At 63.5% G+C, this 25,781-nt stretch carries 25 protein-coding genes and 1 pseudogene; 19 read left to right on the forward strand and 7 right to left on the reverse strand.

Features of this window, described 5'->3' with window-relative positions:
* The 4 genes from VSX60_RS19225 to VSX60_RS19240 all read left to right on the forward strand — a co-directional run.
* Positions 1–258, forward strand: a 258-nt coding sequence (locus VSX60_RS19225; protein WP_327625881.1) for a hypothetical protein, incomplete at its 5' end; no start/stop codon positions are given.
* A gap of 58 nt (positions 259–316) precedes the next feature.
* Positions 317–1,822 (forward strand): sensor histidine kinase, encoded by a 1,506-nt coding sequence (locus VSX60_RS19230; protein WP_327625882.1) that lies wholly within the window; start codon positions 317–319, stop codon positions 1,820–1,822.
* Between the two features lie 114 nt (positions 1,823–1,936).
* Entirely contained in the window at positions 1,937–2,176 is a 240-nt protein-coding gene (locus VSX60_RS19235) for a DUF1289 domain-containing protein (protein ID WP_327625905.1), read from the forward strand.
* Positions 2,148–2,876 (forward strand): retropepsin-like aspartic protease family protein, encoded by a 729-nt coding sequence (locus VSX60_RS19240; protein ID WP_327625883.1) that lies wholly within the window; start codon positions 2,148–2,150, stop codon positions 2,874–2,876. The genes VSX60_RS19235 and VSX60_RS19240 overlap by 29 nt, the downstream gene beginning before the upstream one ends.
* A gap of 16 nt (positions 2,877–2,892) precedes the next feature.
* Here the strand turns inward: VSX60_RS19240 and VSX60_RS19245 are convergent, their stop codons facing one another.
* From VSX60_RS19245 to VSX60_RS19255, 3 genes are all read right to left on the reverse strand, one after another.
* Positions 2,893–3,717 (reverse strand): sulfite exporter TauE/SafE family protein, encoded by an 825-nt coding sequence (locus VSX60_RS19245; RefSeq protein WP_327625884.1) that lies wholly within the window; start codon positions 3,715–3,717, stop codon positions 2,893–2,895.
* Positions 3,718–3,799: 82 nt separating this feature from the next.
* The gene (dusA, locus tag VSX60_RS19250; RefSeq protein ID WP_327625885.1) at positions 3,800–4,813 is read right to left on the reverse strand and encodes a tRNA dihydrouridine(20/20a) synthase DusA; all 1,014 of its coding nucleotides are present in this window, start codon (positions 4,811–4,813) and stop codon (positions 3,800–3,802) included.
* A 90-nt stretch (positions 4,814–4,903) separates the two neighbouring features.
* The gene (locus tag VSX60_RS19255) at positions 4,904–5,356 is read right to left on the reverse strand and encodes a MarR family winged helix-turn-helix transcriptional regulator (RefSeq protein WP_327625886.1); all 453 of its coding nucleotides are present in this window, start codon (positions 5,354–5,356) and stop codon (positions 4,904–4,906) included.
* A gap of 479 nt (positions 5,357–5,835) precedes the next feature.
* Here VSX60_RS19255 and VSX60_RS19260 point away from each other — a divergent pair, with 479 nt between their 5' ends.
* The 8 genes and pseudogenes from VSX60_RS19260 (at position 5,836) to VSX60_RS19295 (ending at position 13,116) form a co-directional block, all read left to right on the forward strand.
* The gene (locus VSX60_RS19260; RefSeq protein WP_327625887.1) at positions 5,836–6,225 is read left to right on the forward strand and encodes a DUF302 domain-containing protein; all 390 of its coding nucleotides are present in this window, start codon (positions 5,836–5,838) and stop codon (positions 6,223–6,225) included.
* Between the two features lie 264 nt (positions 6,226–6,489).
* The gene (locus VSX60_RS19265) at positions 6,490–6,771 is read left to right on the forward strand and encodes an acyl carrier protein (RefSeq protein WP_327625888.1); all 282 of its coding nucleotides are present in this window, start codon (positions 6,490–6,492) and stop codon (positions 6,769–6,771) included.
* 200 nt (positions 6,772–6,971) lie between these two features.
* Positions 6,972–8,183: a beta-ketoacyl-ACP synthase gene (locus tag VSX60_RS19270; protein WP_327625889.1), complete on the forward strand. Its 1,212-nt coding sequence runs from the start codon at positions 6,972–6,974 to the stop codon at positions 8,181–8,183.
* 10 nt (positions 8,184–8,193) lie between these two features.
* Positions 8,194–9,589: pseudogene (locus tag VSX60_RS19275) on the forward strand (beta-ketoacyl-ACP synthase).
* 143 nt (positions 9,590–9,732) lie between these two features.
* On the forward strand, positions 9,733–10,788 hold the full coding sequence (locus VSX60_RS19280) for a zinc-binding dehydrogenase (RefSeq protein WP_327625890.1): 1,056 nt from the start codon (positions 9,733–9,735) through the stop codon (positions 10,786–10,788).
* On the forward strand, positions 10,785–11,720 hold the full coding sequence (locus VSX60_RS19285; RefSeq protein ID WP_327625891.1) for a lipid A biosynthesis lauroyl acyltransferase: 936 nt from the start codon (positions 10,785–10,787) through the stop codon (positions 11,718–11,720). The genes VSX60_RS19280 and VSX60_RS19285 overlap by 4 nt, the downstream gene beginning before the upstream one ends.
* A 217-nt stretch (positions 11,721–11,937) precedes the next feature.
* Entirely contained in the window at positions 11,938–12,861 is a 924-nt protein-coding gene (locus VSX60_RS19290; RefSeq protein WP_327625892.1) for a universal stress protein, read from the forward strand.
* A gap of 27 nt (positions 12,862–12,888) precedes the next feature.
* Positions 12,889–13,116: a hypothetical protein gene (locus VSX60_RS19295; protein ID WP_327625893.1), complete on the forward strand. Its 228-nt coding sequence runs from the start codon at positions 12,889–12,891 to the stop codon at positions 13,114–13,116.
* Between the two features lie 12 nt (positions 13,117–13,128).
* Here the strand turns inward: VSX60_RS19295 and VSX60_RS19300 are convergent, their stop codons facing one another.
* A complete protein-coding gene (locus tag VSX60_RS19300; protein ID WP_327625894.1) occupies positions 13,129–13,557 on the reverse strand; it encodes a L,D-transpeptidase in 429 nt (142 codons plus the stop codon).
* A gap of 277 nt (positions 13,558–13,834) precedes the next feature.
* On the opposite strand from VSX60_RS19300, the gene VSX60_RS19305 reads away from it, so the two are divergent.
* From VSX60_RS19305 to VSX60_RS19325, 5 genes are all read left to right on the forward strand, one after another.
* Complete coding sequence (locus VSX60_RS19305; protein WP_327625895.1) at positions 13,835–15,829, forward strand: putative bifunctional diguanylate cyclase/phosphodiesterase; 1,995 nt, start codon at positions 13,835–13,837, stop codon at positions 15,827–15,829.
* Between the two features lie 290 nt (positions 15,830–16,119).
* Positions 16,120–16,458 (forward strand): hypothetical protein, encoded by a 339-nt coding sequence (locus VSX60_RS19310; protein ID WP_327625896.1) that lies wholly within the window; start codon positions 16,120–16,122, stop codon positions 16,456–16,458.
* Positions 16,459–17,090: 632 nt separating this feature from the next.
* Entirely contained in the window at positions 17,091–18,089 is a 999-nt protein-coding gene (locus VSX60_RS19315) for an ABC transporter substrate-binding protein (RefSeq protein WP_327625897.1), read from the forward strand.
* Between the two features lie 220 nt (positions 18,090–18,309).
* The gene (locus tag VSX60_RS19320; protein WP_327625898.1) at positions 18,310–19,197 is read left to right on the forward strand and encodes an ABC transporter permease; all 888 of its coding nucleotides are present in this window, start codon (positions 18,310–18,312) and stop codon (positions 19,195–19,197) included.
* Positions 19,190–20,260: a quaternary amine ABC transporter ATP-binding protein gene (locus VSX60_RS19325; RefSeq protein ID WP_327625899.1), complete on the forward strand. Its 1,071-nt coding sequence runs from the start codon at positions 19,190–19,192 to the stop codon at positions 20,258–20,260. The genes VSX60_RS19320 and VSX60_RS19325 overlap by 8 nt, the downstream gene beginning before the upstream one ends.
* 170 nt (positions 20,261–20,430) lie before the next feature.
* On the opposite strand, the gene VSX60_RS19330 is transcribed toward VSX60_RS19325, so the two are convergent.
* On the reverse strand, positions 20,431–20,700 hold the full coding sequence (locus VSX60_RS19330; RefSeq protein ID WP_327625900.1) for a hypothetical protein: 270 nt from the start codon (positions 20,698–20,700) through the stop codon (positions 20,431–20,433).
* Between the two features lie 250 nt (positions 20,701–20,950).
* On the opposite strand from VSX60_RS19330, the gene bmt reads away from it, so the two are divergent.
* Together bmt and VSX60_RS19340 are read left to right on the forward strand one after the other, a co-directional pair.
* Positions 20,951–21,967 (forward strand): betaine--homocysteine S-methyltransferase, encoded by a 1,017-nt coding sequence (gene bmt, locus VSX60_RS19335; protein WP_327625901.1) that lies wholly within the window; start codon positions 20,951–20,953, stop codon positions 21,965–21,967.
* Between the two features lie 519 nt (positions 21,968–22,486).
* The gene (locus VSX60_RS19340; RefSeq protein WP_327625902.1) at positions 22,487–23,596 is read left to right on the forward strand and encodes a helix-turn-helix transcriptional regulator; all 1,110 of its coding nucleotides are present in this window, start codon (positions 22,487–22,489) and stop codon (positions 23,594–23,596) included.
* A 183-nt stretch (positions 23,597–23,779) separates the two neighbouring features.
* Here the strand turns inward: VSX60_RS19340 and VSX60_RS19345 are convergent, their stop codons facing one another.
* Both VSX60_RS19345 and VSX60_RS19350 read right to left on the reverse strand, forming a co-directional pair.
* Entirely contained in the window at positions 23,780–24,421 is a 642-nt protein-coding gene (locus VSX60_RS19345; RefSeq protein ID WP_327625903.1) for a response regulator transcription factor, read from the reverse strand.
* On the reverse strand, positions 24,418–25,781 hold a 1,364-nt coding region (locus tag VSX60_RS19350), incomplete at its 5' end, for a sensor histidine kinase (RefSeq protein ID WP_327625904.1). The genes VSX60_RS19350 and VSX60_RS19345, both read right to left, overlap by 4 nt.

Below are 25,781 nucleotides of genomic sequence, written 5' to 3' on the forward strand. Positions count from 1 at the left end.
TCCCGCAAATCTGATGAAACAGCCTTTCCCATAGAGCACCTCCTGCTCACAGAGAATCAAACCGAACATCAAATGGGAACCCGTCGATTCAAATTATTCGCCGGATGCTTTAGCCCCTGGGGCGGCCCCGCTGCCAAGGCGGCGCGGCACAAGGGCGTTCGTCGTCCGAAAGGACACACAACCCTGGAACGGGTGACCCGCCGCGCGGTTTCCACAGAACAATCGGCTTTTTCGTTCTTTCTTAAGGCATTTTTTTAAGCTTCTCGAAACAGGATGGCCTGGTCATCAAGCGTATCCAGGCGATCGATCGAGTTTCATGTCAGTCGCAGCACCGCCCAGTTATCATCATGCCGTCGTCGAGCGGCCGCGCGCCGCACGCAGTGGCGATATCGCCAAGACGCTCAAGGCAACACGCGAGCGGTTGTCGTCACGCGGCGGTCTTGCGCCGGGATTCGACCGCGAGCTCCTGACCCAGCATGTCGCCGCGCTGCAGGCGGCGGCCATCGTGCTGCCGCTACCGGTCATTTTGACCGGACTGGGGCTGTCGGTCTTCACCGGTCCGCTGCCCGCGGTGGTGTGGACCGGCTTCGCGCTTCTCGGCTACCTGGCTCTGGTGCTCGCCTCACGGCGTTTCGCAACCGATGTCTCGGCACGGTTCGATGTCTCACGCTGGGCCAAGCTCTTCGTTGTCGGCCATGTCGTCGCCGGGCTTTCATGGGCGTATCTCGCGACGCTGTCCTGCGCCGATTGCGCGCCGCTTCGCTTCGAGATTTTTCAGTTCACGGTGCTGTTCCTGGCGATCGCGATGATCGCGATGATCTCATCGACCCTGAAAGCGGTGGTCCCGCTCACCTTCCTGCCGACGGTGCTGGTCCTCGGCTACGGCATCGTCGCGGCCCCACAACCGGTTCTCGGCGCCATGCACGCCGTGCTGATCGGCGCCGTGCCGTTCTTCGCCGTGGTCGCCGAGACATTGCGCCGCGCCGCGATCGCGCAATTGAAGCATCAAAGTGAAAAAGACGAGCTGATCACCGAACTCGACATCGCCCGCGTCATGTCCGACGAAGCGCGATTGCGTGCCGAGGAAGCCAATCTGGCCAAATCCCGCTTTCTGGCGACGATGAGCCACGAGTTGCGTACACCCCTCAACGCCATCCTCGGCTTTTCGGAAGTCATGAGTAACGAGATCCTCGGGCCGGTCGGCAATGATTCCTACAAGGAATATGTCGCCGACATCCATGCGTCCGGCCAACATCTCCTCGGTCTGATCAACGAGATCCTCGATCTCTCGCGCGTCGAGGCAGGACGATACAATCTCGACGAGGAAGCCATCGACCTGGTGCCGATCGCCCGCGCCTGCCTCGGCTACATCAAGGTCAAGGCCGAGGCGAAGAACCTCGTTGTGCGCTCGGAGTTCGAGAAGGACCTGCCGGCGATGTGGGCGGACGAGCGGTCGCTGCGCCAAATCATCATCAATCTTTTGTCGAACGCGGTGAAATTCACCCCGCGCGGCGGCGAAATCGTGCTGCGCGTCGGCTGGACGGCCGGGGGCGGCCAGTATGTTTCCGTCAAGGACAATGGTCCCGGCATTCCCGAGGAGGAAATCCCGGTCGTGTTGTCGTCCTTCGGCCAGGGCTCGATCGCCATCAAGAGCGCCGAACAGGGCACCGGTCTTGGACTGCCGATCGTCCAGGCGCTGGTCAAGATGCACGACGGCAGCTTCGAACTGCTGTCGCGCCTGCGCGAAGGCACCGAGGCGATCGCGATCTTCCCCAATTCCCGCGTTCTCGAGGTGATGCCAGCGCTCGACGAGCAGGACTGAACGGGCGCTCGGTGCCGGGTCGATGGATTTTTGCTTGTTCCATCTCCGGAGGCTCGCCATATCAACGCCTGTGAACGACGATGGCTGTCACCAGATCCGTTGAGGACCATGAGCATCGAAAGCCCCTGCATCCTCGTCTGCGTGCTCGACCCGAAGACCGGCTATTGCTTCGGCTGCGGCCGGACCGGTGCGGAGATCGCCGGCTGGACCGCCATCTCGTCCAAGGACCGCCGGGCGGTCATAGACATGCTGCCTGCCCGGCTGGCGGGCGTCGAGCGGCCGGCCCGGCGGGAGACCGCCCGCTCCCGGCGCACCCGCGAGCGGCGTGAAACGGACGCTGGCGGCGATGCGTAGCGGCCGGCTCCTTTGGATCATCCTCGGCCTCCTGGCCGCGGCCGGTCTCGCACTGGTGCTCAACACCGACGGCCAGATCGTCGGGCTGGATGACAACCAGTTCGCCAGCCTTGCCTATTATGGCGCCTGGGGCCTGGCGCTGGCCTCGACGGCGGTGCTGATGCTGCGCACCCGGCTTGGCGAGGCCTTGCGGGGTGCCCCGATCTGGTTTCTCGCTTTCGTCGCCCTGATCGGACTCTACACCTTTCTGCCAGACCTCGCCGGCTTGAAGAACCGTCTGATGGCCGCATTGGTCCCAGGAACGCTGGTCGCGGTCGGAGCGCCGGAGGGCAAGCGGTTCATGGCGCTGCGCGGGATCGACGACCATTTCCGACTCGACGGTTCGATCGACGGCAAGCCGATCTCCTTCATCGTCGACACCGGCGCCTCGATCGTGGCCATGGACCGCGCCACCGCCGAGAGCATAGGCATCGACACGGCACGCCTGCGCTATTCCCAGGAGGTGATGACGGCGAACGGCATCGCCCGTGCGGCGCCGATCCGGCTGGATGCCGTTCGCGTCGGCGACATTGTCCGCCACGACGTGCCAGGGGCGGTAACCGACAGCAATGGTCTCGGGTCGGCGCTGCTCGGCATGAGCTTCCTCAACACCCTCACCTCCTTCGACTTCCGCGGCGACCGGCTGATCCTCACCGATTAGGTCGTGTGATGGACGCTCACAGCAGGCTGTAGGCGAAGCGCGCCGCGACGATCAGTAGGAATGTGCCGAAGCCGAGTTCAAGCTGGCGGCGGGTCAGCCGGTGCGCCAGCGCCACGCCGAGCGGCACTGCGAGGATCGAGGCCGGTGCGACGAGGCCGACGGCAGCGAGGCTGACGAAACCCAGGCTGAACGACGGCAGCAACGGATTGCCCCAGCCGCCGGCGATATAGGCAAGGACGCCAGGGATCGAGATCAAGACGCCGACTCCGGCGCTGGTCGCCACCGCCTGGATCATCGGCCGGCCGTAGAGTGTCATGAAGGTGTTGTTGAGAATACCGCCGCCGATCCCCATCAGCGACGACATCAACCCAATGACGAAGCCGGCGACCGAGCGTCCGGCAAGGCCCGGCAGGTCCGAGCCCAGCAAAAACCCGACACGCCCGAAGATCAGCTTCAATCCGAGCGTGAAGGCGAGTGCCGCGAAGATCGCCCGGAGTTCCGCCGACGTGGCTGACGCGGCAATATAAGCGCCGGCCACGGCGCCGAGCGGTATGGCGATCGTCCAGCCCTTTAGCAGCGTCCAGTCGACCGCGTCCCGCTTCCAGTGCGAAGCCAGCGAGCGCAGCGACGTCGGAATGATGATCGCGACGGAAGAGCCGATCGCCAGATGCATCGAGACGGCGTGACTGACGCCGAGTCCCTCGAAGGTCTGGTAGAGCACGGGGACAAAGATCGCCCCGCCGCCGACGCCAAACAGACCGGCGAGGAAGCCGGCGGCCGCCGCGGCCGCGACGATCGGTAAGGCCAGGGCGGCAAGGGAAGCAACATCGATCGGAATCATGGCGCGTCATAGGCCGTCGGCGCGCTGTTTGCATCCCTGATTCGGCGCATCGGGAGGCGAAAATCGGTCGGGGCCGTGGGGCTCAGGCGGCGGCGCGCCCGACAGCATCGATCCGCACGGCGGCAAATGCCTCATGGAGCAGCTGCGGCCCGGCATCGGGGCGGCTTGCGCCCTCGGACAGAATCTGCCGCCAACGCCGCGCGCCCGGCATACCGTGGAACAGCCCGATCATGTGCCGCGTAACCTGGCCGAGCCGGCCGCCTTGCGCGATGTGCCGGGCGGCATAGGCAGCCATGGTATCGATCAGCGCGGCAAAGTCGATCACCCGGGGCGCTTCGCCGAAGATGCGGGCGTCGACCGCGGCGAGCTGGTCCGGCGTCTGATAGGCGGCACGTCCCATCATCACGCCGTCGACGTGGGGCCGCTGCGCCTCGGCCTCGCAAAGGGTTTTCACGCCGCCGTTCAGCCCCACGAAGATATCGGGAAGCCGCTGCTTCAGGCGATGCACCCGATCATAGTCGAGCGGCGGGATGTCGCGATTCTGCTTCGGGCTGAGACCCTCCAGCCAGGCCTTGCGCGCATGGACCCAGATACCCGCAACGCCAGCCGCTACGGCTGCGTCGGCGAGCCGGTCGAGCGCCTCTTCGGGGTCCTGATCGTCGACGCCCAGCCGACACTTGACCGTCACCGGGACGGCGCTGGCGCCTGCCATCGCCGCCAGACATTCGCCGACGAGGCCTGGCTCGCGCATCAGACAGGCGCCGAAGGTGCCGGACTGGACCCGATCCGACGGGCAGCCGACATTCAGGTTGATCTCGTCGTAGCCGTATGAGGCAGCGATCCGGGTGGCACGCGCCAGTTTGTCCGGATCCGAGCCGCCGATCTGTAGCGCCACCGGATGCTCCGCCGCATCGAAGCCCAGGAGCCGCTCGGTATCGCCATGCAGGATCGCATCGGCGACGATCATCTCGGTGTAGAGCAACGCACGCCGCGTCAACTGACGGTGAAAGAACCGGCAGTGGCGATCGGTCCAGTCGATCATCGGCGCGACGGCAAAGCGGCGGTCGACGCCATCTGGATTTCGGAGCGGTTGCATCCGCGTTAGGTAACGATTGGCGCTCGGCCTGCCAAGTCGCGACGCATCGACGGGGAGATCGGCGCGAGATCGGGGGACCCGCGGTTGCCGCTATTCCTGGTCGAGGGCGCGATCAAGGCCGGCCAGCCCTCGTTCGAGTCCCGCGAGTTCGTCCTCGCTCAATTCGCTCAGCACCTGGTTTTCGGCCTCCTCGACCTTGGGGACGAGCGACAGGTAAGCGCGCCTGCCCGCCTCGGTCAGGGTCAGATATTCGAAACGCCGGTCGGCCGTCGCCCGACTGCGGCCCAGCCAACCGCGCCGGTCGAGAGACGACACGGCCCGGCTGACTTTGGTCTTATCCATCGCCGTCGTCTCGACGATGTAAGAGGAGGTGAATGCCTTTCCGTCAGCGGCGCCGAGGATGATCAGCACGCTGAACTCCGGGGCCGTAAGGCCGTGCTCATCCCTGTGAACCTGGGCGGTGATCCGGCCAAGCGCGGTCGCCGCCCGGATTAGCCGGTTGGTAAGAAAAAGGGTTCGGCCCTCGGTCTTGTTCGCGCTCATCGATCGTTGCCCTACACTTGGAGAGTTCGACGTCATCTCCGGCTTGCCGCGATCGGCCCGCCTTGGCCGAGAGCCGCGCGAAGCCGATCGTTGAAAAGTGATCCGGTCCTACCGAGCAAACGTTGCAATCGCGCCGACTGTTCCGCTTGATCGGCCAGTCGCAAGCGTTTCCGGCGCTTCGCGCCAGGCTTTGCTTGCGTCGGCGGCCTGCGACAGCCGGAAGAAGAAGGCTCGTCAGGCCTGTTGATTCAGATCATTGGCCCTACGTCCCGGTTGGGCCACACAGGAAACGCCAGAGCGCGTCGCGCCGGCAAGCAACAGCGAAGGGGAACCGATGATGGACGGATTTGGTTGGATGGGCGGCGGCATGGGGTTCGGCGGTTTGTGGATGCTGCTGTTGCTCGTCGTCGTCATCCTGGCGATCTTCGCGCTGGTGAAATATCTGAGCCGCTGAACCTGTTTTCAAAAGGAGACGTCAAATGTCCTATACGATCAACCGTATCTTCGACGCGGAGAGCTTCGATGCCGTCGTGGAACGCACCCGATCGGCGCTCACCGACCAGGGCTTCGGCGTTCTGACCGAGATCGACGTCAAGGCGACGATGAAGAAGAAGCTCGACATCGACATGGACGACTATCTGATCCTCGGGGCCTGCAACCCACGCATGGCGCATCAGGCCATCGGCCTCGAGCCGCGTGTGGGAGCGATGCTTCCCTGCAACGTGATCGTGCGAAAAACTGGACCGAACGCGGTCGAGGTCAGCGCGGTCGATCCGCAGGCCTCGATGGAGGCTATCGACAACGCGGGACTGAAGTCGGTCGCCGGTCAGGTGCGTGACATGCTCGAAACGGTCGTCCAGAAGATCTGACGGTCATCCGTGCCCGCTGGATGCCACGCATCCTCTTGGAACGAGCGCCTGCGTGAATGTGCTTTGCCTGTTTGGCACACCGGCAAGTATACGGTCGGCGCCGGCGGAGATCGATGGGGCGGCCCCCTCCCCTCATTTTCCACACCCTGCACCAGCATCGCGCCCGCTGTGCCGGCACGGGGTGATCGCGGCTTTGCATTTCACGCCAAATTCCCTATAGCTTCGCGCCAAATTCGACATGGACCATCAGACAAGGATAAATCATTGTCTTCAACCTTCGACCGGGTCGCGGATATCATCGCCGAGACCAGCGAGATCGACCGCGAGCAGATCACTCCGGAAAGTCACACCATCGACGACCTCGGAATCGATTCGCTGGACTTCCTCGACATCGTGTTCGCGATCGACAAGGAGTTCGGGATCAAGATTCCGCTCGAGAAATGGACCCAGGAGGTCAATGACGGCGACGTGCCGACGGAGGAATACTTCGTGCTGAAGAATCTCTGCGCGAAGATCGACGAGCTGCGCGCGGCGAAGGCAGGCTGAGGCATAAGAACTATCGCGTGGCGGCTACAGCCCCCGCGGGTTCGCCCAATCCACCCGACGGATGCCGTGGACGTGGGACGGCAGCGTGACGGGGTCCGATAGCTGACGCGGCTATCCGGTCTCATGCTTTGGAGCGGAGGACGTTACGGACCGATCGCGCCGCTGGGAGACGGAACGATCCGGAAGCTTGGAACAATCGCATGACTGAGACTGCCAGGGACGTCGTCATAACCGGTATCGGCATGGTGTCCTCTATCGGCGAGGGGATCGCGGCCCATCTCGACGCGATCGCGCGAGGTCCCGCCCCGCAGCCCAGGATCGAGGCCGAGGCCTACGCGCCTTATTTCGTCCATCCCCTGCCCCCCATCGACTGGTCCGGCCAGATCCCGAAAAAGGGCGACCAGCGCCAGATGGAGACCTGGCAAAAGCTGGGCACCTATGCGGCGGGGCTAGCGTTGGACGATGCCGGCATCCCGGCCGACGAGGCGGTTCGCGGCAAGATCGACATGGTGGTTGCCGCCGGGGGCGGCGAGCGCGACATGACCGTCGACGCGCTGGTGATGGAGCGGGCGCGGGGGTCGAACGACCGCGACCGCATCGTCAACGAGACCCTGTCGGCGGAACTGCGGCCGACCCTGTTTCTGACGCAGCTTTCCAACCTCCTCGCGGGCAACATCTCGATCGTTCACAAGGTCACGGGTTCGTCGCGCACCTTCATGGGCGAGGAAGCGGCGGGGATTTCGGCGTTCGCCTCGGCCAGAGCCCGGATCGCGTCCGGTCAGAGCGACATCTGTCTGGTCGGCGGCGCGTTCTCGGCCGAGCGCAAGGATCTGATCCTCAATTTCGATCTCGCCGGGCTGATGCTCAAGGACGAGTGGCGCCCGGTGTCGTCCCGCGTGGCGCCCCATGACGGCATCGCCGTCGGCAGCGTCGGCGCCTTCGTCATCCTGGAATCGGCCGAGCATGCCGCCGCCCGATCGGCCCTCGCCTACGCCCGGCTGATCACCGCGACCGGCGACCGCGGCCGGCGCGAGACGGCCGCGACCGAGGCTCGCTTTCAGGCCGTTCTGCCGCCGCAGCAGGGACCGGCGGAAGAGACATTGGTTCTGTCGGGCGCGACGGGCATCGCCGATCTTCTGGCCATCGAACGCAGTGTTCTGCAAAAAACCTTTCCGGGGGCGCCGGTCCGCGCCTATGGAACGCTCCTCGGCCACTCCTTCGAGGCGCAGCTGCCCGCCGGGATAGCGCTGGCGGCGGGGGCGCTGTCGCGTGGCGAGGCTTTGCCGCCTCTCGATCCAGGCGAGGAACAGCCGGTATCGGCGCGGCCCCGCCGGGCGGTCGTGACCGCGATCGGCCATCTCCACGCCGAGGGCGCTTGCCTGCTCGAGGCCGTGGACGGCCGCAGATTGTGAGGACCAGATCATGAGCGCCAATGTGACCGCCGCGGAGACCGATTTCCTGGGCCGTCCGGTGATCGCGATCACCGGTCTTGGCATCGTGTCCTCGCTCGGCCGCGGCGTCGAGGACAATTGGGCCGCGCTGTCCTCGGGCCGCTCGGGCATCCACCGGATCGAGCGGTTCTCGACCGAGGGGCTGCGGACGACCATTTCCGGCTCCGTCGACTTCATGNGCCGCGCTGTCCTCGGGCCGCTCGGGCATCCACCGGATCGAGCGGTTCTCGACCGAGGGGCTGCGGACGACCATTTCCGGCTCCGTCGACTTCATGGAAGCGGAGAACGACACCTCGACTACCCTGTCCTACGCCATGGCCGAAGCCGCGGGATCCGAAGCGATCCGGATGGCCGGCCTGCCGGACGAAGACTTTGGCGGACCGCTGTTTCTGGCCGCACCGCCGGTGGAGATGGAATGGCAGCATCGCCTCGCCCTCGACGCGATGGACGGCGCCGAACGCGAGGAGGCCGGCTACGACCGGCTGCTGGAAGTGGCCAGGCGCCACCCCAATCCCGCGATCTACCGTTTGACCCAGTGCAGCCGGATCTCCGAGCTGCTGGCCGATCGGCTAGGAACCCGTGGCCTGCCGATCACCCTGTCGACCGCCTGCGCCTCGGGCGCCAGCGCCATCCAGCTCGGCGTCGAGGCGATCCGCCGCGGCGAGACCGAGCGGGCGATCGCGATCGGCACCGATGGTTCGATCACGCCGGAATCGGTGATCCGCTTTTCGCTGCTTTCGGCGCTGTCGACCAACAATGACGTTCCGGAAAAGGCCTCCAAGCCCTTCTCCAAGGATCGGGACGGCTTCGTCATGGCGGAGGGCGCGGGCGCGCTCGTCCTGGAGTCGCTGACGGCGGCCAAGGCACGCGGGGCCAGGATTCTCGGCATCATCCACGGCTGCGGCGAACGCGCCGACGACTTCCACCGCACGCGCTCCAAGCCCGACGGCTCGCCGATCATCGCGACCATCAAGGCCGGAATCGCCGACGCCGGCATGGAGCCGACCGACATCGACTATATCAATGCCCACGGGACCTCGACCCCGGAAAACGACCGGATGGAAGCGACCGGCCTCGGCGCCATCTTCGGCGAGGCGCTGAAGACGACCCCGATCTCGTCGAACAAGTCGATGATCGGCCACACGCTGACCGCGGCCGGAGCGATCGAGGCCGCCTTCTCGGTGCTGTCGCTGCAACACGGCGTGCTGCCGCCGACGATCAATTACGACAATCCGGACCCGGCAATCCCGCTCGACACGGTACCGAAAACCGCACGCTCGGCCGATATCCGCGCGGTGCTGTCCAATTCCTTCGGCTTCGGCGGCCAGAACGTCTGTCTCGTCATCGGGCGCGAACCGCGCGCCTGACCGCCGGTTCCACAACATCAAGAGCGCAAGCAAGAGCAGGAACGGTTTCCTGCGTCTCCTTCGCTTTCACTTGCGAAATTCGATCACATGGGATTGGGGCGAAACCGATCGAATGTCATCGTGATCCAGACTGAGGTAGTATCATGCGGGCATTGCAACTCGTCGGCGACCGCGACCTGAGGGTGGTCGACCTGCCACCGCCGCCCGAGCCCGGCCCCGGCGAGGTCACCGTGGCGATCAAGGCAGTGGCGCTCAACCACATCGACGTCTGGGGCTGGCGCGGCATGGCGTTTGCCAAGCGCAAGATGCCGCTGGTCGTCGGCGCCGAGGCCGCCGGTGTGGTGTCGGCGATCGGTCCGGGCGTCGCCTCGGTGCTGCCCGGCCAACTCGTGTCGATCTATGGCGCGCGCACCTGCGGGCTCTGTCGCCCCTGCCGCGAGGGCCACGACAATCTTTGCGAGCATGTCGGGGGCGTCCACGGCTTCCATCTCGACGGCTTCGCGCAGGAAAAGGTCAACCTGCCGGCCCGGCTGCTCGTCCCTGCCCCTCCGGGCTGCGACGCGATCGGAGCGGCGCTGGCGCCGGTCACCTTCGGCACGGTCGAGCACATGCTGTTCGACAATGCCAAGCTCGAGTCGGGCGAAACGATCCTGATTCACGCCGGAGGCTCCGGCATCGGATCGGCCGCGATCCAGCTCGCCAAGAAGATGGGCTGCACGGTCATCACGACGGTTGGGTCCGACGACAAGATCGAGCGCGCCAAGGCGCTGGGCGCCGACCATGTCATCAACTACCGCAAGGACCGCTTCGAGGGCGTAACCCGCAAGCTGACGAAGAAAAAGGGGGTCGACGTGGTGTTCGAGCACGTCGGCAAGGATACCTTCGCGGCCTCGATGCTGTGCCTGAAGCGTGGCGGGCGGCTGGTCACCTGCGGCTCGACATCCGGCATCTCGACCGAGGTCAATCTGATGATGCTCTTCCAGCAGCAGTTGCGGCTTCTCGGCTCCTTCGGCTGCCGCATGGAGAACATGCGCGACGCCATGCAGAAGATGGCACGCGGCCTGGTCCATCCGGTGATCGACACGCGGATCGGCTTCGATGGGATCGAGGTCGCGTTGAAGCGCATGGAAGCGCGCGAGGTCTTCGGCAAGATCGTTCTCGATCTCGAGGCCGAGGGCGCGGACACCGTCGCCGCATGAATCCCACCGCCACACGCCTCGCTCTGAGGGGCAAACGGGCGGCGGACTATGTCGTCGCCCAGCTTCTGTTCGGGCTTCTCCGGCTGGTTCGCCTGTTGCCGGCCGAAACGGGCCTCGCCCTCGCCGACCGCACGGCGCGGATGCTCGGGCCGCTGACTCCGCGCCACCGGCTCGCCAAGGACAATCTGCGGCAGGCTTACCCGGAGAAAGACGACGCCTGGGTCGAACGCATCGCCCGGGAGAACTGGGGCCAGATGGGTCGTATCGCCGCGGAGTTCGTGTTTCTCGACGATCTCTTCGACTTCGACCCGGAAAAGCCGGGCGCCGGGCGCATCGAGGTCGAAGGCGTCGACACATTCCTGGAATTGCGCGAGCGCAAGGGGCCCTTCATCTTCTTCACTGGCCATCTCGGCTGCTTCGAGCTGCTGCCGATCGGCGCGGCGGCCTTCGATCTCGAGTTCACGGCCCTCTTCCGCCAGCCCAACAACCGCTATATCGCCAAGGAGGTCCAGTCGGCCCGCCGGACCAGCGGCGGACATCTCGTGCCCTCCAAAGCCGGCGCCGCATGGTCGCTTGCCGGCGTTTTACAGCGCGGCGGCTCGGTCGGCATGCTGGTCGATCAGAAATTCCGCAAAGGCGCCGAGACGACGTTCTTCGGCCGCCCCTGTAAGACCAACCCCTTGCTGCCGAAGCTCGCCCGCCAGTTCGACTGTGAAATCTACCCGGCGCGCTCGATCCGGCTGCCGAACGGCCGCTATCGCCTGGAACTGAAGCCGCGGCTGGACCTGCCTCGGGACGCGACCGGAGAAATCGACGTTGCGGCGACCTGCCAGCTGCTCAACGATACGGTTGAAGGCTGGGTGCGCGAACACCCGGAACAATGGATGTGGTTTCACGACCGCTGGCAATCGAAGCCACTGGCCAAGCGTTAGAGCCTCGGACGATAATAAGGACACGGTTCTGTTTGTCGGTTTGCCGAGGTGATCCACGCGGAGCGCGGCGAGGAGCGTAGCCGCGCTACGGTCGAGCCGGCCGAGAAAGCGGGCACGAAATCGTCCGCCAATTGACCGGGATCAAGGTTGCGGCCCACGAGAGCGTGGAAAGTCCTTTCGAATGGAGCAATACTCCGACAAGCGAAAGGGTCACCCCATGGGCACCATCGGAATGCGGGCCGGGGCTGAAGGCGGCGCGAGGGCGCCCGACTTCGAAGGCGCGCCATCGTCCCGAAGCCGACGCGATCGTTCGCACGGCATCGCGGACCTTGCGGTCCATCTCGACGGAGGCAATCAGGATGCGGCGAAGATCGCCCACCTCCAGACGATCCGCGCCATCTTCGGCGCCCATGCCGAAGCTTTTTTCGCCAACCCCATTCCGACCGCCTTCATCCCGATCGGACCCGGCTACGAGGGCCTTCCCGCCGAAATCTGGGCCGAAGGCGCAGCTGCGGGAGACGTCGCCGAGAAGACCATTCGCGCGCGTTTGGACAAGCTGGGCTTCGCGGTGGAATTGCGGCGTGTTGACGGGATGCCACACGAGCTGGCCCCGGCAACGGCAACGCTGGCCCGCTCGCTCGACCTCTTCCTGCTCGGGCGCCCCAATGGCGACAGGTGGCTGGCGGATATTCTGGAAGCCGTTCTCTTCGATGCCGGTGCCGCTGCGCTCGTGATCCCACCGGATGCGGCGACGTCGAAGGACCCGCAGACGATCCTAATCGGCTGGCGCGATAGCACGGAGTGTTCCCACGCGATCGCCGCCTCGTTGCCATTTCTGGAACGCGCCCGACAGGTGCATCTGGTCTCCGTGGCGGAAACTTCCTCCAGCGAGGAAAAGCGTATCGAACCCGCCGCCGACATGGCCAAGCATCTGTCCCGCCACGGCATTTCGGTAGAGGTCCGGCACCTACCGAAATGGAACTACCCGGCCGAGGCGCTGCTGAACGAGGCGGCGATCGTCGGCGCGGACCTCCTGGTCGCCGGGGCTTATGGACGCTCGCGCCTGCGCGAGATGATTTTTGGTGGGGTCACGCGAGCCCTTCTGAGGGACTGCCCGATCCCGCTGCTGATGGCCCACTGACGGGCCGATTGCGATGGAGGCACGTACATGCACGCGTCAGAACTGAACTATTGCGTGGAACCGACCGACGGACGCTGGACGGTTTCCTTCTGCCACTCGCCGCACGGAATTTTCGATCGGCGCGTCGATGCGATCCGCTCCGCCCTGTCGGACGCCGACCGGGTCGAGCGGATGGGGCACAAGGTGACGGTGATCGTCGCCCGCCCTGCCAACGCCCCGGATCTCGCACAGCGGGTCTTGCGGCCGACCCACTGAGCGAGCGGCGTATCAACGCTGGACAATGACCCGGGTGTTGCCCATCCCGAACGTCTTGACCAGCGAGTAGAAGGTGCGTGCATTGGCGGTGCGGAGCCGAACGCAGCCGTGCGATGCCGGACGTCCGAGCCGGCTGACCGCGTTGGTGCCGTGAATGGCGTAGCCGCCATGGTAGAACACCGAATAGGGCATCGGCGACATGTCGTATTTGCGCGAATACCACATGCGGTGCGTGCGCTTAGGTCGCCAACTTCCGGTGGGGGTCACGTAGCCCTTCCTGGCGGTCGAGACCGGCCAGCGATACATCACCTTACCGTTCTTGATAACGGTCAGCGTCTGCGACGAAAGATCCACCTTCGCCACCAGGCCCGCGGCGGCGCTGGATAGGCCGAATGCAAAGAATCCGGCCGCCATGGCGATGGCAAGCAGTCCGTTTTTCATGGTAGTTCCTCCAGCCCGAACGCCAAAACGTCTTCGCCCCAAAAAAGTCTAATTTCCTTCCCCCCGGATGGTCAATTGCCGATTGCGTGAAGTGCCCCTGCGTTCCTTACCGCGAGCTGGAACAGTGGGGACGCATCGACATCTCTCTCGAAGAGAGGCTCTTTAATTGTACGCGAGGCGGCAAGAAATGGCTGCAACGGCTCTCTGCCAAAGCTGAATTCGACAATTGTTTACACCTTCGTTCTAGCATTGCGCCTGAACTTTGATGCGGATGGCAATGCTACTCAGCGTGATAAAGCGATACGGCGCGACCCTGCTCGGCGGATTAATCATCGCCGCGTTCGTGGTCACGAGCGTGTTCATGATCGGCGGAGCGACTGTCGGTGAGCTCGTCGAAACGGGTGCACGCGCCCGCGGTGCGGAGTTCGCGCGCCTTCTGCTGGGGCCGGGAGGCCATGTCGACGCGTTTTTGACCGGTATCGCCCGCACCCCTGACGCAGAGACATCGATCCGCAAGATCGCGGGCCTGGCGGGAATCGAAAGCTTCGCCGTTTTCGACCGCAACGGTCAGGAGGTGTACCGATCCCGTTCCGATCGCTACGACTGGTTGCTGCGCGATCGGCCCGGTGGCATCAGCTCGGGTGACCGACTTTCAAAAACCACGCTAACGAAGCCCGGCGCGTGGTCGATCGTCCAAGATGACCGAACCACCAATCCTTCGTTCCTGACCCCGCTGATTCGGAATGAAAAGACGATCGGCTACGTTTCCGTCGTGGCCGACATGATCGCCCAACGCTATGCGTTCAAAGCCACGCTTGCCCGTGCCTCGGTGTCATTGCTGCTCATCCTGTTCATGGCAACCGGACTGCCTTTGCTGCTCTACCTGCGCCGCAAACGCAAGATCGCCGAGGCCGCCGACCGCATCGACTTCCTGGCCAATTACGACGCCTTGACCAACCTCTTGAACCGCAGGCGAATGCAGGAGGAAACCGACCGTGTTCTGGCTACCGTGCGGGCGACGCGCGAGCGGATGGGCTATCTCTACGTCGATCTTGACGAACTCTCCGAGATCAACGACCGGCTTGGCCAAAACAGCGGAGACGAACTACTGACGGTGGTTGCGGCCCGCCTTGCCGCGGTCGTCGATCCCAGCGATCTCATCGGCCGCATCGGAGCGGACGACTTCGCGGTTCTGCGCCGCCGCATCACCTCGATCGAGGACATTGCGGCACTGGCCAAACGCATTTTCGACGCGATTTGCGAGCCTGTCGAACTCGCGGGCGAAATCGTCAAGCCCAGGGTCTCTATCGGCTGCGCCATGGTGCCGGAGGACGGGCGCACCCACTCCGAACTGGTCAAACACGCCGAGATCGCGCACCTGCACCACAAAACCGATAAAAGTCGCAACCTCGTCTTTTTCGAACCTGCGATGGACGAGGCGATGCACCATCGCCGTTATGTCGAGGCGTTGGTACGCGCGGCGGTGGAGAATGAGAGCTTCGAACTTTTCTATCAGCCGATCGTCAATGGCGACGGCTCGCGCCTGCTCGGCTTCGAGGCGCTTCTGCGCTTGCGTGACGAAAACGGCGAATACATCGCTCCCTCCGTTTTCGTGCCCATCGCCGAAGCGCGCGGCTACATAAAGGCCATCGGCACCTGGGTCATCCGTCAGGCCACCCGCCAGATTGCCCAATGGCCGCAGGATCTTTTCGTCTCGGTCAATCTCAGCCCGGTCCAATTCGGCGATGGCGATCTGGTGAGAATCGTCGAGACGGCTCTTCGAGAGGCCGACATCAGCGGGAACAGGCTCGAGATCGAGGTCGTAGAGTCGCTGTTGCTCGACCGTTCCGACGATATTCTCGCGCAGCTCAGTGAATTGAGGGCGCTCGGAATATCCATCGACATGGACGATTTCGGCACCGGTTATTCCTCACTCGGCTACCTGTGGCGCTTCCCATTCGACAAGCTGAAGATCGACCAGTCCTTCATGGTCGCCCTGGAAAACGGTGAACCGAACGTTTCCCGGCTCCTCGAGACCATCGTTTCCATGGCCCACCATCTGAAGATGAAGGTCACCACCGAGGGAGTGGAAACCGAGGCTCAAGTGGCGCTGATGAAAAGCCTGGGCTGCGATCAGCTGCAAGGTTATTTCTTCGGCCGACCGATGCCCGCCGACCAGGCGGCGGCCGAGATCCTGACACGCTTCCGGCACAACGTCGCGGAAAGCCCGTCAGACGTTCCGGTGCTGCACCGGGCGAGCCACGCCTCCTGACGCCTGCGCCTCTCTCGACGCCCGCGTGCTGGCGTCATGGCCAGCAGGCGCCGCCGCCCCTGTAGGGCTGCAGCGCGGCGACCACGACTGTTCATGCCAATCAAGTCTGATTCTATGACCGCAACGGCCCACCGGGGCTTTGACTCGTCCGCCGCCGGGTTTTTCTATGATAGGCGGGGAATTCATAGTTAACAGTTAGTTGATAATGAGAACAATACTAAAAATATTCACAATCAGCGCAACCACGGCGCTGCTGGAACATTGGAGAGAGAACGCGAAGGGTCACGTCCATGAAGATTCTAATTCTCGAAGATGAACCCATCATCGCCATCGACCTCGAAGGGATCGTGCTGGAAAAAATCGATGCCGAGATTCTTCATGCAGCGACCGTCGCGGATGCCCTCGCCTACGTGAACGAAGACCTCGATTTCGCAATGCTCGACGTTGTCCTCGGCCCTTGCGGCGAGACGTCGCTTCCGATCGCGCAGATCCTGCTCCGCAATAATGTGCCGTTCTGCTTTATCTCCAGCAGTCTGGATCAGCTGCCGGCGCAGCTCGCCGCCGTCCCGCGGATTTCCAAGCCCTTCCGGCCCCATGAGGTGGAAAATTTGGTGCCAGCGCACGTGTAATCCGGCCCGAGGAGAGGCGGTCTGTTTCGAGATGGTGACGGAAAATCGGGACCCCTGGGCGAAACAGCGGGGCCAACTTGCCAATCTTTTATAGAAAGGCGCGACCGCTCTATCACGGACGACCGGCAAGAACGCGGTCGCTTTCCCGGTACGCAAAACCTTATCCGGGGTCGCGGCGCTTCTTGCGTCGAATCCGTTGGTAAGCCGTAAGCGTTACCGTTCGGTTATTGCGTCGCCCTCAGCGATGAAATGGGTCGAATCCGGGAGCTGGCGCCGCTTCGCTTTAGGGTTTCCGCAACCACAGACGGTTGGCAGCCTCTTCCTCACGGCTGCGACGGAACCCGTCACATGGTCGCCGCGACGCCACGATTCGGCACGTCTCGCTTGGGCCACCCGCCCCGTCCTGAACGGGTCTGCGCCAAGCTCGCGCGGCCCTATTTAGCCCCGCGGCCAAAAAAAATGTTGGATTCAAGGCCCGAACCCTCTAGTTTCCGCGATGGAACGCACTGGGAGCGGACCGCTTTCGAATGTAATCGTCCGGCTGGATCGTGCCACTTCGCCGCGCGGAGCGCGAGTGCGAATGTAAATGTCACTGACGATACTCGGAAAAACCCAATAAATAAGGAATTCTTATGAAATCACTTCTCGCCTCCACCTTTCTCGCAGCCGCCCTATTCGGTTTCGCACCGGGCGCATCGGCGCAGGAAAGCTGCGAATTGACGATTTCAAACATGAACTGGGCGTCGGCGGAGGTGCTGGCCGCGATCGATCAGTTCGTCCTCTCGGAAGGATACGGCTGCAAAACACGCCTGCTGCCCGGCGACACGATGCCCACTTTCGCATCGATGACGGAAAAGCAGGAGCCGGACGTCGCGCCGGAAATGTGGGTCAATCAGTTCCGCGATCAGATCGACAAGGCGGTCGAGGAAGGCACCGTCGTATTCGCGGCCGAAGCGCTGTCGGATGGCGGCGAGGAAGGCTGGTGGGTTCCGTCCTACTTCGCCGAGGCGCATCCTGACATCAAAACGGTCGCCGACGCGCTCGCACGTCCCGATCTCTTCCCGTCGACCGAGGATCCGTCCAAGGGTGCCTTCTACAACTGTCCATCGGGTTGGGGTTGCCAGATCACCACAGCCAACCTCTTCCGCGCCTATGAGGGCGAGGAAAAGGGCTTTGTACTGATCGATACCGGTTCGGCCGCCGGGCTCGATGGCTCGATCGCCAAGGCCTACGAGAACAAGGAGCCATGGTTCGGCTACTATTGGGCGCCGACCGCCATCCTCGGCAAATACCCGATGACGAAGCTGGCCTTCGACGCCGAGCACGACCCGGAGGAGTGGACCAAGTGCACTACGGTTGCCGATTGCGCCGATCCGAAGATCAACGCCTGGACCAAATCCGAGGTCTTCACGATCGTGACCCCGAATGTGGCCAAGGAATCCGAGGCCGCGGCGGAGTATCTCAACACCCGCTCGTGGGATAACGCGACCGTCAACAAGCTGCTGGCCTGGAAGGAAGATCAGCAGGCGACCGGCGAGGACACGGCGTTCTATTTCCTCGAGAACAACGCGGATATCTGGACGAAATGGGTTTCGCCGGAAGCAGCGGAAAAGATCAAGGAAGCGCTTTGATCTTGACGCGATCGGTGGCAGTTCGGGCGTGCGATAGCCGGTGGCTTACCGCTCTCGGTCACGACGCCTTGAGCCGTCCCGATCGATGAAACATGACGGCTGCGGCGTCGCCGCGGCCGTTTTTTTTGTAACCATGGATGAATCCGCGCCTACCCAAGAGTGGGCCATGATTGGCCGTTGAACGCCGGGACTGGAAGCGGACGTCGAGGAGACCTGACATTTGGACTGGCTGACGGAATTTCCCCAGATCGGGGGGCGCAATCTGCGCCTCATGTCGCGGGCGATCGATCAACAATATCGCGCGTTTTCGCGCGCGTTCGGCAACGACATCGAGGCCCTGTTCCGACCGCTTCTCGATTTTCTCCTTTGGTTCGAGAAGCTGCTTCTCCAGACGCCCTGGTGGATCGTCATCGCCGTCCTCGTTGCCATCGTCTGGTTCGCCAGCCGCTCCAAGGGGATCACCGCAGGCACCTTTATTGCCCTGATGCTGATCGGCATCTTCGGCATGTGGGAAGACACCATGCGCACGCTGTCGATCATCGTGGTGTGCACGTTGCTGTCGATCGTCGTCGGCCTGCCCATCGGCATCCTCATGTCGCGCTCCGACAAGGTCCAGTCGGTCCTCAATCCGATCCTCGACGTGATGCAGACCATGCCGTCCTTCGTCTATCTCATCCCCATCGTCATGCTGCTGGGTATCGGCCTGATCCCCGGTCTGATCGTCGTGGTGATCTACGCCATGCCGCCGATCATCCGATTGACCAATCTCGGCATCCGGCTTGTCGACAAGGAAGTACTCGAGGCCGCCAACGCCTTCGGCTCGTCGAACTGGCAAAGGCTTACCCAGGTGCAGCTACCTCTGGCCCTGCCGACCATCATGGCCGGCATCAACCAGACCATCATGATGGCCCTCGCCATGGTTGTCGTCGCCTCGCTGATCGGCGTGCGTGGGCTTGGACAGCCGGTGCTGCAGGCAATTACCAACCAGTACTTCACCCAAGGGGTGCTGAACGGCATGGCCATTGTGGCCATCGCCATCATCTTCGACCGCGCGAGCCAGGCCTATGGCAAGCGCCTCCAACGTCACCGGGAGGCCGCCCATGGCTGATGTCGCCATCAAGATCCGCAATCTCTACAAGGTGTTCGGTCCGAACGACAAAGCCATGGTGGAGAAGGTCCGCCAGGGAATGACGAAGTCCGACCTGCTCGATCAGCATTCCCATGTCCTTGGCCTCAAGGATATCAACATGGACATGCTCGCGGGCGGGATCCAGGTCGTTATGGGGCTATCGGGTTCGGGAAAATCCACGTTGATCCGGCATATCAACCGGTTGATCGAACCGTCCAGCGGCGAGATCCTGATCGACGGCGAGGACGTTCTCGCCATGACCGACAAGCGGTTGCAGGATTTCCGCCGCCACAAGATCTCCATGGTCTTTCAGCGCTTCGGCCTGTTGCCGCACAAGACCGTCATCGACAATGTCGGCTACGGCCTGCACGTCATGGGCAAGTCAAAGGCCGAGCAGCACTCTGGCTCCATGCGCTGGATCGAGCGGGTGGGCCTGAAGGGCTACGAGGACAATTATCCGGCCCAGCTCTCGGGCGGCATGCAGCAGCGGGTCGGCCTCGCCCGCGCGCTCGCGACCGACGCCGACATCCTACTGATGGATGAAGCCTTTTCGGCGCTCGATCCGTTGATCCGCAACGACATGCAATCGGTGCTGCTCGACCTGCAGGCAGAGCTTCACAAGACCATCGTCTTCATCACCCACGACCTCGACGAGGCGCTGCGCCTGGGCGAGCGCATCGCGATTCTGAGAGACGGTGAGATCATCCAGCAGGGCACCGGGCAGGAAATCGTCTTGAAGCCGGCCGACGACTACATCTCGTCCTTCGTCCGCGAAGTGAACCGGGGACGAGTCGTCCAGGTGGAAACGGTCATGGACCCGGCTCCCGCGGAAGGAGAGACTCCGGTAGGCGGCAGCCTGCCGGTCGAGAAGGGTACCATTCTCGAGGACGCCGCCCGGCGGATGAGCGAGGAAGGCGTCACCAATGCTCATGTCGTCAACGGCAGCGGCGCGTCGATTGGCACGCTGACCATGCGCGGTTTGATGGCTGCGATGGTGACGCCGGTACTCAAGGACGCGCTCGACGCGACCGAGCTGAGCTGAGGCCCCCGCACCTTCGCGCGCCACATTTCCGCCTGCGCTGATCGTCGTGAGTTCGATCACCGGGCGGCGGCGCGCGTTCGGACGGGTACATGGCTACGGCAAACGGGACGCTCGGCACGGTTTCATCCGCCATAGCGCCGGCTATCGCGCTGACGCCGCGGTGCGGGCCGTCAGGCTGCCTGATCGGCGATCGTCTGCTGTCGGTCGTCGGCGCCAAACAGCAACTGGTAGCATTCGGCAAGCAGGTCGAGATCGGTGGGCGCCTGTCGAATCAGGGCGTCCTCGATCTGCACTGGGGTGTAGCCCTCCGCGTAAAGAGCTTGAACCGCGGCATAGACCATATCCGCTTGGTCAAGCCGCTTGGGTGCGCGATCAAACATCATTTCCCCGTCTTCCATTTCCACCGCGGCGCAAGTCCGCGCGACGGTGATTCGTCTCAAATACCAGCTATCCTTACGAAATGTGGCTTTGGTAGAGCTTGCCGGGAAAATTGATGCCGTAGGAACGACTTAGCTGTGGAAATGTCTCCCCAAGGGCAGCAGACCGCGCCCCTCTTCCCCCGCGACGGGGAGGGCATGCAGGTCGCGCTTGACATGATAGAGCTCGCTTCGCAGGGGATGGGGGCGTTACCATCTTCGCGTGGCGCATCGCCGAAAGGCGACCCCTCCGATCCGTGACGAAGAGGCATCCATGTCCGATCCGCTCAGCCGCCTGCTCGCGGAAAAAGGCGTCCTCCTCGCCGACGGCGCTACGGGGACTAACCTCTTCGAGGTGGGCCTCGAATCCGGCGAGGCCCCGGAAATGTGGCTGGAGAGCCACCCGGAGCGGATCACGGCGCTTCATCAAGCCTTTGTGGACAACGGCGCCGACATCATTCTCACCTGCTCCTTCGGAGCCAACCGCCACCGGCTGAAGCTGCATGAGGCGGCGGATCGCACCCATGACCTCAACCGCAAGGCCGCAGAGATCGCCCGCGCGGTTGCCGACGGGGCCGGCCGGCCGGTCATCGTCGCCGGGTCGGTCGGTCCGACCGGCGAGATCTTCGCCCCGCTCGGCAATCTGTCCTATGAGGACGCGGTCGAGACCTTCCGCGAGCAGATCGCCGGCCTGAAGGAGGGTGGCGCCGACGTCGCGTGGATCGAGACCATGTCGGCGGCCGAAGAGGTTCGCGCCGCCGCCGAGGCGGCCGTCGCCTGCGCTATGCCCTATGTCTTCACCGGTTCCTTCGACAGCGCCGGCCGGACCATGATGGGCATCCACCCGAAAGATTTCTACAAATCGGTCGAGGGCCTTGCCGAAACGCCCCTGGCGATCGGAGCTAATTGCGGCGTCGGCGCCTCCGACATGCTGGCCACGGGTCTGGAACTGGGCACCGGCGACAGCGACGCCGCAGTCGTCCTCAAGGCCAATTGCGGCATCCCGCGCTTCGTCGATGGCCAGACGGTCTATTCCGGAACGCCCGAGCAGATGGCCGATTATACGCGCCTTGCGATCGATGTCGGCGCCCGCATCATCGGCGGCTGCTGCGGCACCTCCCCCCATCACCTCGGCGCCATGCGCCATGCCATCGACACCCACAGCCGGCGACCGCGACCGACGGTGGAAGAGATCGTCGACACCGTCGGGCCGTTGGTCAACAAACAGGCATCCGACGCGGCAACGAACAGCACCGCGTCCACGCGCGGTCGTCGCGGCCGCCGCGGCTGACATCGGTACGGGCTGCTACCGCTCCCGAGTCGCCACTTCCTCCGTCGCCGCCAAGGGTCGGCAGAATATTTTGGGATAATCCCCGCCCCGCAGGAGTCGCGACCTGACGGCTGCGATCATTCCAGCGCGCATGCAGCCGGCAAGGCCATATCGGGCTCGGCGATCGTCACCCTATGCACCGATGTCGCCTCTCGGCATTTTTCGACCGGCGTCGAGTTCAAGCAGATCGCGAGGACAGCAAAGAATGGCATGACGGTGCCCTCCCTCAATGATCCAGGATCAGGCGTACCCTCCGGCGAGACTGGACGCCGAAGACCTGGCACCCGCGCGTTCATGCTTTACCCGCTCCGACTAAAGCACATCCCCCATTTGGGGGATCGTATATATTTTAAGTTGAAAGCACTTATTTTCTAATCATTTGCCGAATTTCCCTAGAGTTGCGTCTTCACTAAGCAGGGCATATCGTCACGGACAGGACGGAAAGTCGCACGCGCACTGATCCGGTAGGGAGACGATTGCATGGCTGCCAGCGCATCGGTCGTTGAAGACACCCTCTCCTGTCTTTACGGAAGCATCGACGGCTCCAACTCCTGGGCCGACGCAATGGGCCGGGTCGCGGCGGCAACCGGGGCGGATCGCTTCACATTCAACTCCGTCGGACACGACGGATCCTTTCACCACGACTCGGCACCCTTCGACCCGGAAGGCCTGCTCATGTTCGCCCAGGATTTCGCCGACAAGGATCTGCGCCTTCAGCGGATCGTGTCGCAACGGCGTCGAGGCCTGATCCATACTGGCGACGTGATGACCGCCCAGGAAATCGCCCAGTGTCCGGTGCACAACGAATTCTACCGGCTATTTCCCGAATGCTGGAACGCCGGCATCCTGGTGCTTGAGCATCTGGGAGGCATTACCGCACCGACAATTCAGCGCCGGGCCAGCAAAGGCGACTTCACCCCAGAGGAAACCCGGCTCCTGGAAGTCCTGGGTCCTCACATCTGCCGCGTGGTCGAATTGCAGGCCCTCGTGTCAGCCAGAACCCTCGGCGACGACGGTATCGTTGCCGCCCTGGACGGCCTCGACGACGGCGTCATCATTTTCGACCACGCCGGTTTCGTCCTTCACATGAATGCACCAGCACGCGCGATCGTCGCGATCAAGGACGGGCTCGAACTGACCCGTGGGGTCTTGAGGGCCTCGCATCGGGATTCTCGACCGGTTCTGTTCGACATGATGACCCGGACGCTTCGGGTCGCCGCGGGGCTCAACTTCGAACTTCCGCGCCCAATCGGGCTCCGTCGGCCGGGCAATGCGCGGCCGCTGATCGTGCGCGCCTTCGTTTCACCAACGGGCAAGGACGCCAATCGGATGGGCGTTCTGACGGTTCAGGATCGAGCTTCCTGGCAGGCACCCACCGCCGACACCGTGCGCGCCGCCACCGGCCTGACCCCGGCGGAGTCGCGTCTCGCCGTCGCGCTCCTCGAGGGCGAAAGCGTCATCGCCTATGCCAGACGCGAAGGACTGTCCGAACACACCGCGCGGTCGCACCTCAAACAGATCCGCTCCAAGCTTGGCGTCACCCGACAGGCCAACGTCGTCGCCGTGCTGGCCCGCCTCTTCGGGTCTTGAGCGGATTGCAGGCACCGCAGGGCCTAGCCAGCGGTTTTATCAAGCAGTTTGGGTGATCCAGTTTGCCATGTCGTCGGGAAATGACGGTCTGCCGCAACCCGAGACGACGGACGCGCCGGGCGCGAACCGCTAGTCGCATCTTGAAGTGGGCTGGCCCTTACTGAGTGGTCGGCCCACTCCCCCCTATCCACCCGCAACGCGCATCAGGGCGGACGCCAAGGCGGTCCGGTTGGTGACCCCGAGCTTCTGATAAGCGTTGTGAAGGTGGTTCTTGACCGTCGCGCTCGATATGCCGAGCGAAGATGCGATTTCCTTGTTCGAAAGCCCCGACGCCACCAGTCTCGCGATCTTGTGTTCGGAGGCGGTCAGCTGTGGCAACCGCTGTTGCGGTTCCTGTCGGCGGGCATCTTCGCGTTTCGTGGCCGCCCGTATCCAAGCTTGAGGCAAATGCTTTCGTCCGGCGGCGACATCAATCATCACCCTGATCAGGAGCTCGGGCGCCGTCTCCTTCAGGACCAGACCATGCAGACCGGCTGCCACCGCGTCGAGTAACTGCTCATCCCGCATCGATGCCGTTAGCAAGACCACACGGGTCGGCGAACGGCTCGCCCGGATGTTACACAACACCTCGATGCCCCCCATCATCGGCATTGCCACGTCAAGAACGGCAAGGTCCGGGGACAATTGCAATATGGCTTCGCAGGCCAGAAGCCCGTCAGAGAACGCGGCAATCACCTCGAACCGACCGGATCGATCGATCAGGTTCGACAGCCCGTCGAGAACAAGCGGATGATCATCCGCGATGACGACCGTGCGCCGTGTCATGACGTTTCCAGGGGAAGTGAAATCTGGAGAGAGACGCCCCGGTCGCTGCTCGACACCGTCACGCGCCCGCCCAGGTTCGTGGCCCGCCGCATGATGGAACGCGGCCCGAGCCCCGAAGCCTCAAGCGTCGAATCGTCCCGTGTCCCCTGGAATACGCCGAAGCCCGATCCGTCGTCCACGATCTCGACGTAGAGGCGCTGCGCCACCGGGTGCAGGCTGACAGAAAGCGTCTTCGCCGCACCATGCCTGACGGCATTCGCCGCCGCCTCACCAATGATGAACTCAAGCCCGTGCACGATTGGCCGCGAAATCGTCAACTGCTGCGGGACCTGGCGATGGACTGTCACGGACCAGCGCTGCTCGAGTTCGGAGATAAAGGCCTCGAGACGTTCCGAAATCGGGGCTGGGGCCCCTGCACGATTATCCAGCCGCTCAGCCCCCGAGACGAAATTGCGGACATTTTGCTGTTGGGCGGCAAGATCACGCTGCAATTTCGACATGACCTGGCGCAGGCCGGGTGGGACCTGTTCTTCCATGGCTTTCATGTGCAGCCCGATCGCCGTCAGATTTTGCAGAAGTCCGTCATGAAGGTCTTGGGCGAGGCTGCGTCGCGCCTGGGTCGCCGCCGTTTCCACTAGCCGTTTCTGCAGGAGATCGTGCTCCAGTTCCGTGGCAATCCGAGTTGCCACGATGGCGGCTAGCGGAAGCGTCTCGATAACCGGATGATGGATGCAGAGAAAAACGAGTCCAGCTACATTTCTCGTCGCGATCGGAGCAACGACGCCGCCGTGCAGCCGCAACCCTTGGAGGGCCTGCGATTCGATCCGAGCATTGAAACGGTTTCCGCTTTCATCCAGCAGGACAAGAACATTTTCTCCCGCGCGCTCGACCACGACCATCGGGCGTGTCACCTCGACGGAAAGCAAGGCATCCCCCGCTGGTCCGGAGCGCGCGGCATTTAGGTGATCTTCGCTCCAGGAGACGGTGAAGAGATAGGGCTCGTACTCACTGCTCCAGACGACCACCACCTCGTTGGCCTGAAGTACATGCGCAGCATGGGCAAGGGTGTGTTCCAGTGCCGGAAGGTCATCTTTCGTTTGCATCTCCAGGGGCCAATTGGCGAGGTCGGCGACGCGCCGACGTTGACCCTCCCGTTGAGCGCCCAGGACGGCAAGAATACCTCCCGTCACAAGCAGATAACCGGCTCGTATGACGATCCTCTGCACCTCCAGATCGGCACCGGAGGATTCGAGGGAATGTCCCGGTCTCTGTTGAAACTCTGAAGTGGGCGGCGTTGCCCGCCTTGAGCCGTTAGGCTCGGGGTGCCGATTCCACTGAGGAGAGCAACGCCATGAAGAAA

The sequence above is a fragment of the Aurantimonas sp. A3-2-R12 genome (assembly GCF_036016755.1).
GTDB lineage: Bacteria > Pseudomonadota > Alphaproteobacteria > Rhizobiales > Rhizobiaceae > Aurantimonas > Aurantimonas coralicida_A.